At 57.1% G+C, this 13,320-nt stretch carries 10 protein-coding genes and 1 pseudogene; 3 read left to right on the forward strand and 8 right to left on the reverse strand.

Features of this window, described 5'->3' with window-relative positions; genetic code table 11:
• Positions 1 to 285: 285 nt before the first annotated feature.
• Positions 286 to 2,616, reverse strand: coding sequence for a Tex family protein (locus JO226_RS13305; RefSeq protein ID WP_293592868.1), 2,331 nt, complete (start codon positions 2,614 to 2,616; stop codon positions 286 to 288).
• Positions 2,617 to 2,719: 103 nt separating this feature from the next.
• Complete coding sequence (gene greB, locus JO226_RS13310; RefSeq protein WP_013364386.1) at positions 2,720 to 3,193, reverse strand: transcription elongation factor GreB; 474 nt, start codon at positions 3,191 to 3,193, stop codon at positions 2,720 to 2,722.
• A 227-nt stretch (positions 3,194 to 3,420) separates the two neighbouring features.
• Between greB and ompR the strand changes: the two genes are divergently transcribed.
• Both ompR and envZ read left to right on the forward strand, forming a co-directional pair.
• A complete protein-coding gene (ompR, locus tag JO226_RS13315; protein WP_006177890.1) occupies positions 3,421 to 4,140 on the forward strand; it encodes a two-component system response regulator OmpR in 720 nt (239 codons plus the stop codon).
• A complete protein-coding gene (gene envZ, locus JO226_RS13320) occupies positions 4,137 to 5,489 on the forward strand; it encodes a two-component system sensor histidine kinase EnvZ (RefSeq protein ID WP_293592882.1) in 1,353 nt (450 codons plus the stop codon). The genes ompR and envZ overlap by 4 nt, the downstream gene beginning before the upstream one ends.
• 82 nt (positions 5,490 to 5,571) lie before the next feature.
• Here envZ and pckA read toward each other — a convergent pair whose 3' ends face one another.
• The 5 genes from pckA to JO226_RS13345 form a co-directional block, all read right to left on the reverse strand.
• Positions 5,572 to 7,191: a phosphoenolpyruvate carboxykinase (ATP) gene (gene pckA, locus JO226_RS13325; protein WP_293592884.1), complete on the reverse strand. Its 1,620-nt coding sequence runs from the start codon at positions 7,189 to 7,191 to the stop codon at positions 5,572 to 5,574.
• Positions 7,192 to 7,541: 350 nt separating this feature from the next.
• Positions 7,542 to 8,420: an Hsp33 family molecular chaperone HslO gene (gene hslO, locus JO226_RS13330; RefSeq protein WP_293592894.1), complete on the reverse strand. Its 879-nt coding sequence runs from the start codon at positions 8,418 to 8,420 to the stop codon at positions 7,542 to 7,544.
• A 23-nt stretch (positions 8,421 to 8,443) separates the two neighbouring features.
• Entirely contained in the window at positions 8,444 to 8,845 is a 402-nt protein-coding gene (hslR, locus tag JO226_RS13335; protein WP_293592886.1) for a ribosome-associated heat shock protein Hsp15, read from the reverse strand.
• Positions 8,846 to 8,855: 10 nt separating this feature from the next.
• A complete protein-coding gene (yrfG, locus tag JO226_RS13340; protein WP_293592888.1) occupies positions 8,856 to 9,524 on the reverse strand; it encodes a GMP/IMP nucleotidase in 669 nt (222 codons plus the stop codon).
• A gap of 66 nt (positions 9,525 to 9,590) precedes the next feature.
• Entirely contained in the window at positions 9,591 to 11,738 is a 2,148-nt protein-coding gene (locus tag JO226_RS13345; protein WP_293592890.1) for an intracellular growth attenuator family protein, read from the reverse strand.
• A gap of 312 nt (positions 11,739 to 12,050) precedes the next feature.
• On the opposite strand from JO226_RS13345, the gene nudE reads away from it, so the two are divergent.
• On the forward strand, positions 12,051 to 12,611 hold the full coding sequence (gene nudE / locus JO226_RS13350; RefSeq protein WP_293592892.1) for an ADP compounds hydrolase NudE: 561 nt from the start codon (positions 12,051 to 12,053) through the stop codon (positions 12,609 to 12,611).
• A gap of 34 nt (positions 12,612 to 12,645) precedes the next feature.
• On the opposite strand, the pseudogene mrcA reads toward nudE, so the two are convergent.
• Positions 12,646 to 13,320 (reverse strand): annotated as a pseudogene (gene mrcA / locus JO226_RS13355) (peptidoglycan glycosyltransferase/peptidoglycan DD-transpeptidase MrcA); the annotation flags it as partial.

Genomic DNA, 13,320 nt, shown 5'->3' on the forward strand with positions numbered 1-13,320 from the left:
ACGTAATACCAACGGGAAAAAGGATAAAACATCAATGGGTACAATGATAATGAGAATGGTTTTTATCTTCAATCGATAAACTGTGACGGAGTGTTGAATTGGCCAATAATCCGCAGGACTTTTGACATTGCTCAATTTTTGACAGACGGCGAAATTGGCCGGAATGTTAATGGCGTCAGGCGTGGCGCCTGACTGTTTTATTGCGGCGTGGAACGTGAATGTTTTCTGAATTATTGAGAAAAATTAAGCCTTCTCATCAATAATGAGAAGGCTTATCTGCGTGGATTATTTCTTCTTACCAAACGCGGCGGATAACGCATCCATCATCGCGCTATTTCCGGCTGGCTGGGCGTCGCGACCGCGCGGTTTGGCCGCTTTTGCCGCCGGACGCGCGCCGTTTTGCTCGCGTGAACCGCCGCCACGACGCGCATTGCTGTCGCCCGGCTGTTCGTCCAGACGCATGGTCAGAGCGATGCGCTTACGCTGCAGGTCGACTTCCAGCACTTTGACCTTCACGATATCGCCTGCTTTGACGACGGTGTGCGGATCTTCCACAAACTTGTCGGCAAGGGAAGAGATATGCACCAGGCCGTCCTGGTGTACGCCGATGTCGACGAACGCGCCGAAGTTGGTGACGTTGGTGACCGCCCCTTCCAGCACCATCCCCGGCAGCAGGTCGTTCATGGTTTCCACGCCGTCAGCAAATTGCGCCGTTTTGAATTCCGGACGCGGGTCGCGCCCCGGTTTTTCCAGCTCTTTGATGATATCGCTGACCGTTGGGACGCCGAACCGGTCGTCGGTAAAATCCACCGCTTTCAGATTGCGTAGCGCGCTGTTGTCGCCCATCAGGTCTTTCAGCGCCTGCTGGGTGGCGGCCAGGATGCGTTCAACCACCGGATAAGCTTCCGGGTGGACGGTTGAGGCGTCGAGCGGGTTGTCGCCGTGGTTGATGCGCAGGAAGCCCGCGCACTGTTCGAAGGCTTTCGGCCCCAGACGGCTCACTTTCAGTAACTGCTGGCGGTTCTGGAACTGACCGTTATCATCACGCCACGCTACGATATTCTGCGCCATCATGCGGGTTAACCCCGCCACGCGGGTCAGCAGCGGCACAGAGGCGGTATTGAGATCAACGCCGACGGCGTTTACGCAGTCTTCCACCACCGCGTCGAGCTTACGTGCGAGCTGCGTCTGGCTGACGTCGTGCTGGTACTGACCCACGCCGATCGATTTTGGGTCGATCTTCACCAGCTCCGCCAATGGATCCTGCAGACGGCGGGCGATAGACACCGCGCCGCGCAGGGAGACGTCGAGGTCCGGGAACTCCAGCGCCGCGAGCTCGGAGGCGGAATAGACCGACGCGCCGGCTTCGCTGACGATAACCTTTTGCGCCGTGACCTTTGGGAACTGCTTTTGCACGTCGAGGTAAAAACGCTCGGTTTCGCGCGAGGCAGTACCGTTACCGATCGCCACCAGCTCCACGTTATATTTTTCGCACAGCGCGGCGACGACCACTGCCGCTTTGGCCGCCTGGCCGGTGTGCGGATAAATAGTGTCGGTCGCCACCAGTTTGCCGGTCGCATCGACCACCGCCACCTTCACGCCGGTACGCAGACCCGGATCGAGGCCCATGGTGGCGCGTAGCCCGGCGGGGGCGGCCATCAGCAGGTCATGCAGGTTGCGGGCGAAGACGTTGATCGCCTCATCCTCCGCGCGCTCGCGCACGGTGCCCATCAGTTCGGTTTCCAGGTGCATCAGCACTTTAATGCGCCAGGTCCAGCTCACCACGCTGCGACGCCATCCGTCCGCCGGGGCGTTGTTCAGGCGCAGGCCGAGGTGGTCGATGATGATCTGCTCGCAGTGGCTCTCTTTCGGTGGCTCATCGAACTGCGGATCAGGGTTCAGCGACAGCTGCAGCACGCCTTCATTGCGCCCGCGGAACATTGCCAGCGCGCGGTGCGACGGGACGGTGGCGATCGGTTCATGGTGATCGAAGTAGTCGCGGAACTTCGCGCCTTCGTCCTCTTTACCCGCGACCACGGCGGCGACCAGATGCGCGTTCTTCCACAGGTAGTCGCGCACTTTCGCCAGCAGGGCCGCATCTTCGGCAAAACGCTCCATCAGGATGTAGCGGGCGCCATCAAGCGCGGCTTTGACGTCAGCGACGCCGTTGTCGGCGTTGATATAGTTTGCCGCTTCGGCGTCCGGATCGTGGGAGGGCTCGTTCCACAGCAGGTCGGCCAGCGGCTCAAGGCCCACTTCAATCGCAATCTGCCCGCGCGTGCGGCGCTTCGGTTTATACGGCAGATAGAGATCTTCTAATTCGGTTTTGCTCAGGGTGCCGTTAATGGCTTTTTCCAGATCGCTGGTGAGTTTGCCCTGCTCGCCAATCGATTTGAGGATCGCCTGACGTCGGTCTTCCAGTTCGCGCAGATAACCCAGACGGGTCTCCAGGTTACGCAACTGCGTGTCGTCCAGACCACCGGTCACTTCCTTACGATAACGTGCGATAAACGGCACGGTGTTCCCTTCATCAAGCAAGCGAACGGCAGCTTCTACCTGTTCGTTTCTGGCCTGAAGTTCACCCGCAATAATGCGGCAGAGCGAATCATTCATCATGGCTATTTTTCATCTTGTGGATCGAAAATCAGGGGATAGTTATACGGACTGACTGACAAAAATGCCAGCCGTCCGGGGTGGCAACCGGCGTGTTCCGGACGGGTTACTTCACATATTCGATGTCATTCACATACCAGGTCGCTTCGCCGCCCGGGGTCTGTACGGTCGCCAGATCGCCCACCTCTTTTTTGAGCAGCGCCCGCGCCATCGGGGAATCGATAGAAATGTAGTCTTTTTGGCCAAAAATTTCATCGTAACCGACGATGCGAAAGCGCTTGATATCGCCGTCGTCGTTTTCGATCTCCACCCAGGCGCCGAAGAAGACTTTGCCTTCCTGCTGCGGGGAGTAATCGACAATTTTCAGATGTTCCAGACACTTGGTCAGGTAGCGTACCCGGCGGTCAATTTCGCGCAGGCGCTTTTTGTTGTACTGGTAGTCAGCGTTTTCGCTGCGATCGCCAAGACTTGCCGCCCAGGTGACTTTTTTCGTCACCTCCGGGCGCTCTTCGCGCCAGAGATAGTCCAGTTCTTTCTTGAGTTTTTCGTAACCCTCACGGGTAATCAGCGGCGTTTTCATCGTGTTCCGTTACCTTCTGCTGCCTGAACTTGCGCACAATACGTCTCACATCATAATCCAGTTGAGTGAAAAATGGTTTATTGTGATGAAATGTACAGATAAGCTGCTGTTAAATATGCTTTGTAACAATTTCGGCTAGAATTTATACCAGATTTAGCTGGAGCGCGGCGTACGCTTTTTTGAGAATACGCACTCATGATTGTTATGAACCTTTGGGAGTAAAAACAATGCAAGAGAATTATAAGATTCTGGTTGTTGATGACGACATGCGTCTGCGTGCGTTACTCGAGCGTTACCTGACCGAGCAGGGCTTCCAGGTTCGAAGTGTGGCGAACGCGGAACAAATGGACCGCCTGTTGACCCGCGAATCTTTCCATCTGATGGTGCTGGATCTGATGCTGCCTGGCGAAGACGGGCTGTCCATTTGCCGCCGTCTGCGTAGCCAGAGCAACCCGATGCCGATCATTATGGTGACCGCGAAGGGCGAAGAGGTTGACCGTATCGTCGGTCTCGAAATCGGCGCCGATGACTATATTCCAAAACCGTTTAACCCGCGTGAGTTGCTGGCGCGTATTCGGGCTGTGCTGCGCCGTCAGGCTAACGAACTGCCGGGTGCGCCGTCGCAGGAAGAAGCGGTTATCGCTTTCGGTAAGTTCAAGCTTAACCTCGGCACCCGCGAAATGTTCCGTGAGGATGAGCCGATGCCGCTCACCAGCGGCGAATTCGCCGTTCTGAAAGCGTTGGTCAGCCATCCGCGCGAACCGCTGTCTCGCGACAAGTTGATGAACCTGGCGCGCGGTCGAGAATACTCCGCGATGGAGCGCTCCATTGACGTGCAAATCTCCCGACTGCGCCGTATGGTGGAGGAGGATCCTGCGCATCCGCGCTATATCCAGACCGTGTGGGGCCTGGGCTACGTCTTCGTACCGGACGGCGCTAAAGCATGAGGCGAATGCGCTTCTCGCCGCGAAGTTCGTTTGCTCGTACCTTGCTGCTTATCGTCACCCTGCTGTTCGTCAGCCTGGTGACGACCTATCTTGTGGTGCTGAACTTCGCCATTCTGCCGAGCCTCCAGCAGTTTAATAAGGTGTTGGCGTACGAAGTCCGTATGCTGATGACCGATAAGCTGCAACTGGAGGACGGTACGCAGCTGGTGGTGCCGCCGGCGTTTCGCCGCGAGATCTACCGCGAGCTGGGCATTTCGCTCTATTCCGATGAAGCGGCGGAAGATGCAGGGCTGCGCTGGGCGCAGCACTATGAATTTTTAAGCCAGCAGATGGCGCAGCAGCTGGGCGGCCCGACGGAAGTCCGCGTTGAGGTCAACAAGAGCTCGCCAGTGGTGTGGCTGAAAACCTGGCTGTCGCCCAATATCTGGGTGCGCGTACCGCTGACCGAGATCCATCAGGGCGACTTCTCGCCGCTGTTCCGCTATACGCTGGCGATTATGCTATTGGCTATCGGCGGCGCGTGGCTGTTTATTCGAATCCAAAACCGACCATTGGTCGACCTGGAGCACGCAGCGCTGCAGGTCGGTAAAGGCATTATCCCGCCGCCGTTGCGCGAGTATGGCGCCTCCGAGGTGCGTTCCGTGACCCGGGCCTTTAACCACATGGCTGCGGGCGTGAAGCAGCTGGCGGACGATCGCACCCTGCTGATGGCGGGGGTCAGCCATGACCTGCGTACGCCGCTGACGCGTATTCGTCTGGCAACCGAGATGATGGGCGAAGAGGATGGCTATCTCGCGGAGTCGATTAACAAAGACATCGAAGAGTGTAACGCCATTATCGAGCAGTTCATCGACTACCTGCGCACCGGCCAGGAGATGCCGATGGAGCTTGCGGATCTCAATGCGGTGCTGGGTGAAGTGGTGGCGGCGGAAAGCGGCTATGAGCGGGAAATTGAAACCGAGCTTCAACCGGGCGACATTCCCGTGCGTATGCATCCGCTGTCCATTAAACGCGCCGTCGCCAATATGGTGGTGAATGCCGCGCGCTATGGTAACGGGTGGATTAAAGTCAGCAGCGGTCGCGAGCTTAATCGCGTTTGGTTCCAGGTGGAAGACGATGGCCCTGGCATCAAGCCTGAGCAGCGTAAGCATCTGTTCCAGCCGTTTGTACGTGGCGACAGCGCCCGTAGCACCAGCGGTACCGGTCTGGGGCTGGCGATTGTACAGCGCATTATCGACAACCATAACGGCCTGCTGGAAATTGATACCAGCCTGCGGGGCGGTCTGTTGATTCGCGCCTGGCTGCCGGTGCCTGTCGCGAAGGTGCAGGGGCAGACGAAGGAAAGTTAAAAAAAAGGCCGGGCGGCGTCTCGCCTACCCGGCCTGTGTTTGCACTGTCTGTCGGGTAGCCTGGCGCCACCCGACACATTTTTTACAGTTTCGGACCCGCACTCACCAGCGCTTCACCTGCCGGGGTATCGGTATACTTCTCAAAGTTCTCAATAAACAGCTTCGCCAGCGTCTGTGCTTTCTCACGCCACTGCTCCGGTGAACCGTAGGTGTTGCGAGGGTCGAGGATATGCGCATCCACGCCCGGCAACGCTGTCGGGATTGCCAGATCAAACATCGGCAGAGTAAAGGTTTCGGCGTTATCCAGAGAACCATCCAGAATGGCATCGATAATGGCGCGAGTATCTTTGATGGAGATACGTTTGCCGGTACCGTTCCAGCCGGTGTTCACCAGGTAGGCCTGCGCGCCGGACGCCTGCATACGCTTCACCAGCACTTCTGCATACTGGGTCGGGTGCAGGGAGAGGAACGCCGCGCCAAAGCAGGCGGAGAAGGTCGGCGTCGGCTCGGTGACGCCGCGCTCGGTACCCGCAAGCTTCGCGGTAAAGCCAGACAGGAAGTGGTACTGCGTCTGGTTTGCCGTCAGGCGGGAAACCGGCGGCAGTACGCCGAAGGCGTCAGCGGTCAGGAAAATCACCTTCGTCGCGTGACCGGCTTTCGACACCGGCTTAACGATGTTGTCGATGTGATAAATCGGGTAAGAGACGCGGGTGTTTTCGGTTTTAGACGCATCATCGAAATCGATGGTGCCGTCGGCCAGCACGGTGACGTTTTCCAGCAGCGCATCGCGGCGGATGGCGTGATAGATGTCCGGTTCCGCTTCTTCTGACAGACGGATGGTCTTCGCGTAGCAACCGCCTTCGAAGTTAAACACGCCGTCATCATCCCAGCCGTGTTCGTCATCGCCGATCAGGCGACGTTTCGGGTCGGTAGACAGGGTGGTTTTACCGGTGCCGGAGAGCCCGAAGAACACCGCCACGTCGCCTTTCTCGCCGACGTTAGCGGAACAGTGCATCGACGCGATGCCTTTCAGCGGCAGCAGGTAGTTCATGATCGAGAACATCCCTTTTTTCATTTCGCCGCCGTACCAGGTGCCGCCGATGAGCTGAATTCGCTCGGTCAGGTTGAAGGCCACGAAGTTTTCGGAGTTCAGGCCCTGCTCCTGCCATTTCGGGTTAACGCATTTCGCGCCGTTCATCACCACGAAATCCGGCTTGAATGTTGCCAGCTCTTCGTCGGTTGGACGAATGAACATATTTTTCACGAAGTGCGCCTGCCAGGCCACCTCAGTGATAAAACGTACGCACAGACGCGTGTCGGCGTTTGCGCCACAGTAAGCGTCGACGATAAACAGTCGCTTGCCGGAAAGCTGATGCGTCACCTGGTGTTTCAGGTGCTGCCAGGTCTCCGGAGAGAGCGGTTTGTTATCGTTCTTTCCTTTGCCTTTATCTGACCACCACACGGTATCCCGGGTCGTGTCATCGCGGACAATATACTTATCTTTCGGCGAACGGCCGGTAAAAATACCGGTGTCGACGGCGATAGCACCAAGATTCGTCAACACACCGCGCTCGTAACCTTCCAGGTTGGGATTGAGCTCTTCCTGATACAACGTATCGTAGTCGGGGTTGTAGACGATATCCTGAACGTCGTTGATTCCATAAGCCTTGAGATCCTGCGGGGTTATACCTTTAACGCGCATTTCACTGCTCCTTAGCCAATATGTACTGCTAATGATTGTAGGGTTGTCATGGGTCGATTGACCGCGACCAGGCTCATAGATTTACGTATCCGGAAAAACCGCGTACTTACGAAAAACTCTGTGACTCCTGTCTTGAAGGAGACAGATTATGTCAGGAATGGCGCTTTATTTGGGGGAAATGTTCTTAAATGGTTAAGGATTGGTTTAAATAACTGCATTAATGTGAATGCAATCGCATTCCTGAAAAAAAATAACGTAACTCTTTCAGGGAAAATCGATTCAGATCGCGGGGGGAGGAATAACCCCTTCTCCCGGGCGGGAGAAGGGTAGGCATGCCGCAGGACAGAAGCTTAGTGGATCTGCGGGTCCGCCGGGGAGGCATTGTTACGGATTTCGGCGATATCCATCGCGTTAAACACGTAGTGGCTGCCGCAGTAGTCGCAGTGCATGTCTATCTCGCCATCATCGGCGAGGATGCTGTCAACCTCTTCATCCGGCAGCGTTTTCAGCGCATCGGCGCAGCGCTCGCGTGAGCAGGTGCACTTGAACTCAACGGACTGCGGATCGTAAACCGTCACTTCCTCTTCATGATACAGGCGCCACAGCACATCGTTGGCCGGTAGCGTAAACAGCTCTTCGGCTTTGAGGGTTTCCGTTAGCGTCGCCAGGTGTTCAAAATCCTGCGTCTGCGCGTTTTGCGCTGGCATGACCTGCAACAGCATACCGCCTGCCGCAGGTTTACCGTCGTGTTCGCCAGTACGGATAATCAGGCGCGTCGGCAACTGCTCGGAGCGCATGAAGTAGTCTTCCAGACAGGCCGCAAGGGTATCGCCTTCCAGACCGACGACGCCCTGGTAGCGCTCGCCTTCTTCCGGCGCGATGGTGATGACCAGAAAGCCGTTGCCGACCAGCGTTTTCAGCGATGCATCCGGTGGAATGTCGCCCTGAATTCGCGCCACGCCGCGCAGCTGCTGGTTGTGGTTGCCGTTAATCACCGCCAGCGACATGGGGCCGTCGCCCTGCAGCTGTACGGTGATATCGCCTGCGAATTTCAGGGTGGCGGTCAGCAGGCTGGTGGCCACCAGCAGTTCCGCCAGCACGTTTTTCACCGGCTGTGGGTAGCTGTGGTTGGCCAGAATCTGGTCCAGTGTTTCCGATACGGTCACCAGCTCGCCGCGTACGGCAACGTTTTCAAACAGATAGCGATGTACTTGATCGTGTTGAATCATCATTTTCTCTCTCAGGGAGCCAGTTATTCACTGTTTCCAGATTTAAATCTCATCAGGTCGCGGCGCTCTTTTTTGTCCGGGCGACGGTCAGGGTGCGGCATGGTGAGCGCGTTCATTTTGCGCGCCAGCGCCATTTTTTCCCTTTTCTCAATGCTTTGTGCCGTTTCTTCATATAACAGCACGGCTTCGTTTGCCGGACGGCGCTGCTCGGTGATGCCTTTAATCACCACCGTACGTTCATCATTTCCCTGGCGAAGGGTCAACGTTGCATTCATCTCCACCACTTTACTGGGCTTGCTGCGCTGGCCGTTGTAGTGCACCTTTCCGCCCTCGATCATCTCGCGAGCGACCGCGCGGGTTTTATAAAACCGGGCGGCCCAAAGCCATTTGTCGAGACGTACGGCCTCGGCGGGTTTGTCATTCATGACGGTTCCTTCACCTGAGCGCAGGGATCAGGCGGCGATAATCATTTAACCCCGGGTGACGTTGGTAGGTCTTTTCCGCCAGCCCCGAGTCCGGGTTGGTGACGCCCAGGCAGTAACGAATGCCAAACTGGGCTGCGGCATCAAGAATCGGTTCGCTGTCGTCTATAAACAGCGTCTTGTCTGCGTTGAGACCGGTTTCAGACGCCACCGCCTGCCACAAACGCTGATCCTCTTTCGGATAACCAAATGTGTGGGTGGAAAGCAATAAATCAAGGTGCGAGGCAAGCCCGGTATGCTCCAGCTTCACCGCGAGATTATGCGGGTGCGCGTTGGTGAGCAAAATACGTTTCTTACCGCAGATTTTCAGGGCATCGAGAAACGGTACGGTGTCGTCGCGCAGAACGGCGCGCGGCCCTTCCCGGGTCGTCATCGCGCAGATATCCAGCCCCAGACGCTCGCTCCAGTAATCCAGGCAGTACCAGTTTAGCGTATGCTGCACGGCGTGATACTCCTGGCGGATAGCCAGCTGGGCTTCCTGCGGGGTAATACCGAGCCGCGCGCCGTAGGTTTCCGGCACCAGCTTTTGCCAGAAATAGTTATCGAACGCGAGATCGAGTAGGGTGCCGTCCATATCAAGCAGAACGGTATCGACCTCTTGCCAGGCAATATTCAGATGCATGCTAAACCTCCGCGGAAGAACTGCGCGACAGGGTATCACAACCTGCCGCGCTTCAGGAGTCCGGGGTCAGCGATCGAGCGTGTCCGAATGCAGTGCGTCGGGCGATGGGATAAGCACCGGATTCATACAGTTGTCGTAGTACTTCTGGATTTCCGCCAGGCGTTCGCGATGACGCTGGTAGCGGCGAAGCGCCAGCACGCCGTTCCAGGCGGCGCACACCAGCATCGCCAGCATCAGCAGCGTGGTGCCGAGATAGCGCCACAGACCCGCTCTGTCGAGAATACGGTGCAGGTTGATATGCTGCGTGCCGTTGGCGTCGGTGTAGACGCCGGTCACAATGCCTTCGGCGCTGAACGGCGTGTGCATCAGCATCCCCGCCAGTCGCTGAAATTCGCCCCATTGCTCATGGGCCGGGTAATCGTATAGCGACACCGCAGGCCACGGTTGCGACACTAAATCGCTGCCCTCATCGCTGCTGATAAGAAAACCGCCTGGCGCCGGGCTATTGAGCGCCTGGGCTGCGCGCGCGGTCTCCCGCATCACGAACGGCGCAGTTGAGGTGGCGACCAGATTTTCCAGCGACTCGGCGCTGACCGGGCGCAGCAGCACGTTGACGCCGTCAAGCTTCCCGGCGCTGGCGCGCTTGGTGAGCGTCTCCCAGTCGCGGGTGTTGCCGAGGTTCACCAGCGCGTTTTTCAGCCGCGCGCACTCGTCTCCTCCTGCGCATAAATCCTGGGTTTTCAGGACGATGTCGGCAAAGTCATCCAGTAGTACCATCCCTGATTTTTGAATGGCGGAACGCAGGGCCGGGCTGACGCGCGAACTGTCGTCAGGGCTTGGGTGCAGCTGACGGTTTACCGCCTGCATCAGCGCCGTGGCTTTGGTCACGGTGTCCGATTCCGGCAGCGGCAGCGGCGGGGCGTCATTCCAGATTATCTGTGAGCAGTCAAACGGGGTGAATGGCGAGTTTTCCTGGGCGGTCCATGCGCCTGGCGTGCGAATGTTGCACATCCCGGTGCCCTTCAGGTGCAGGGTATCGCCAATTCTGACGCCTGCTTTCTCCAGTTGATTGACCGTGGTGGCCTCAATGGTCTGGGCGCCTTTAAGCCACGAGAGGGTAAATTTGAGCGGCATGCCGAGCGGTACGCTGACCCACAGCATAATGACGATAAACAGAGCGCCGCAGGCGATGACGGCGCTGCGTAACCAGTGCTGCAGCGGGAAGTTTTTCACCTCATCGTGAAGTGATAAAAAGCGTCCCTGACGCACGACATGCCTGTCGAGGTAGATATCGATATCCGTCTGCTGGCCGAGATCCTGCGCAATATACGGCTGCCAGTGGCGCGGGTAGATGAGATCGATAATGCCGAGCGAAATATTGTTAATCTGTTCCTGATCGTTTTCACCGAACAGACCCCAGCGTTTTGGCGTACCGCGCAGACAGTGGATTTCACGTAGCGCCGTTTTGGACGGCGGGGCGAACAGCCCCCACAGGCCCGCCGCCAGCAGTAAGGTAGCGCCGCCGACCAGCCACGGCGCAAAAACGTCCGGGGCTATCAGGCCGCAGTAGAACAACACGAAGGCGCCGACGACCAGCAGCGCTTCACGCAGACCGTCAGGACGGCCAAGCGCGTACTCTTCGTGGGTTTCCTGGCGAATGTTCAGCAGCTCTATCTGCTCGCTCTCTTCACCGCGAATGGAGGCCTGTGTGGCAGAGCGCTGCTCCAGCGCGTAGCCGCGGGATTCCTGTTTGTGATCGCGAAGCGTGTGGCCGTTTAGCGAAATAATCAGCGGCATCGCGTCGGTGTGGATCAGCTCAACGCTGTTTTCATCCGTGATGTACTGTTCCCAGAAGGGGGGCAAATGGACTTCGACAGCGTCGAGGAAGTAGCGCCATTTATGTGGATCGTCAGTGGTGATGCCATAGCGGGTGATCGCACGGGTGATGGCAAAGACGGTGTGGCTCTGCGCATTAAGCGTCATGGTATCTGGCGCCACGGCGGCGCCAGACGCCGGCACCTGCAATATGCGGTTCAAACCGTCGAGATAGCTTTCAACCGCGCTGAGTTCGTCGTCCGTCAACTTACGGGTTGTTGCGCCGGCAAAGGCATGCAACAAGGGGAGGCGTCGACGCTGCGCGCGCGACCGGAATAACCACCCTGCAAGCAATGCGCAGGCCAGCATAGCAGCGAAAAAAATCAAAAAGGTGCCCATGCTTTTCCCATCATACTTTTTCTTACAGGTTTCGTCGGTTGACCATTAACGCTGAACGTGAGCCCGTAGTTAGCTATCGGCACGTGTTACCCAGAACGTTACCTACATTCTGAAGCAACGTTTAAGAGTATCAAAGGTCGATGCAGGGGAATATCAGCAAATTCTCAAAACCTTTGCAACCTCTTGACTTTTTGTCTAAAAAAGGAGTTGATGTTAAAGGTTGCAAAAATGTAAATATCAGATGATAAGAATTGCCGAAACCGTGCGGTATGTCGCACAATTACCCTGTTTCCACAGCAAAGACCCGGCACTATGGATAAACCACTAAAAAAACCCACTATTCTGAATGTTGAAGCGGTTGCCCGTTCCCGACTGTTTACCGTTGAAAGTGTGGACCTGGAATTCAGTAATGGCGAGCGTCGTGTGTATGAGCGCATGCGTCCTTCCACGCGTGAAGCCGTGATGATTGTGCCGATTATTGACGATCATCTGATTCTTATCCGTGAATACGCCGTTGGCACGGAATCCTATGAGCTTGGGTTCTCCAAAGGGCTTATCGACCCGGGCGAGAGCGTGTTTGAAGCCGCTAACCGCGAGCTGAAAGAGGAAGTCGGCTTTGGCGCAAACGAGATGACGTTCCTGCGCAAGCTCGGCATGGCGCCCTCGTACTTCTCCAGCAAAATGAATATTGTAGTCGCGGAAAACCTCTACCCGGAATCCCTGCCTGGCGATGAGCCTGAACCGCTGCCGCAGGTTCGCTGGCCGCTTGCGCATTTGATGGATTTGCTTGAGGACCCGGACTTCAACGAAGCCCGCAACGTTAGCGCGCTGTTCCTGTTTCGTGAGTGGCTACAGGCGCAGGGAAGACTGTAATCCAATAAAAAAGGCGCCGTGGCGCCTTTTTTGATCAGAACAGCTCGTGGGTCTCGCCGTTATCGATAAGCGTGGTTCCCACCTCATGCACCGCCTGTTGCGTCGGCTGCGTGCCTTCAATGAAGTACTCTTCACGGCTGTTGCCGCCGTTGGCGAGCTGCCCGGTGCTGCGGTCGATATTGACCGTCACCACGCCCGCTGGCGGCGTCAGCGGCTGTTCCGGGACACCCTCAAGCACGATTTTCATAAAGGCATCCCACGCCGGTTGCGCGCTCTTGGCACCGCCTTCGTAGCCGGAGATCTGATCTTTTATGGCGCCTGACGCCGTTGTCCGACCCAGATCGCGACGGTGATCGTCAAAGCCAATCCACACCGAGGTCACGACGCCCGGGCCGTAGCCGGAGAACCAGGCATCTTTCGAACTGTTGGTGGTACCGGTTTTCCCGCCGATATCCTTGCGCTGCAGGTCGCGGCCTGCGCGCCAGCCGGTGCCCTGCCAGCCTGGTTCGCCGAAGATGTTGGTATTCAGCGCGCTCTTTATCAGGAACGCCAGCGGCGTACTGATGACGTGCGGCGCATACTCCTGGCCGCCGCTGCGGGCGACTAACGCCTGATTTGCCTGCTCAAGACTGGGCATCGGCACGTTGGCGTTCTGCGGCTCCTGAGAGATCGCCACATCTTCAACATCTTTATTTTCCAGCACGTTAGA

Origin of the sequence: Pluralibacter sp., assembly GCF_019237635.1 — a bacterium.
Lineage (GTDB): Bacteria > Pseudomonadota > Gammaproteobacteria > Enterobacterales > Enterobacteriaceae > Enterobacter_B.

Coding starts and splice junctions, on each gene's coding strand:
- JO226_RS13345 (WP_293592890.1), bottom strand. CDS start 11,738: ATGGGCACCTTTTTGATTTTTTTCGCTGCTATGCTGGCCTGCGCATTG.
- greB (WP_013364386.1), bottom strand. CDS start 3,193: ATGAAAACGCCGCTGATTACCCGTGAGGGTTACGAAAAACTCAAGAAA.
- JO226_RS13305 (WP_293592868.1), bottom strand. CDS start 2,616: ATGATGAATGATTCGCTCTGCCGCATTATTGCGGGTGAACTTCAGGCC.
- pckA (WP_293592884.1), bottom strand. CDS start 7,191: ATGCGCGTTAAAGGTATAACCCCGCAGGATCTCAAGGCTTATGGAATC.
- ompR (WP_006177890.1), top strand. CDS start 3,421: ATGCAAGAGAATTATAAGATTCTGGTTGTTGATGACGACATGCGTCTG.
- nudE (WP_293592892.1), top strand. CDS start 12,051: ATGGATAAACCACTAAAAAAACCCACTATTCTGAATGTTGAAGCGGTT.
- hslR (WP_293592886.1), bottom strand. CDS start 8,845: ATGAATGACAAACCCGCCGAGGCCGTACGTCTCGACAAATGGCTTTGG.
- envZ (WP_293592882.1), top strand. CDS start 4,137: ATGAGGCGAATGCGCTTCTCGCCGCGAAGTTCGTTTGCTCGTACCTTG.
- yrfG (WP_293592888.1), bottom strand. CDS start 9,524: ATGCATCTGAATATTGCCTGGCAAGAGGTCGATACCGTTCTGCTTGAT.
- hslO (WP_293592894.1), bottom strand. CDS start 8,420: ATGATTCAACACGATCAAGTACATCGCTATCTGTTTGAAAACGTTGCC.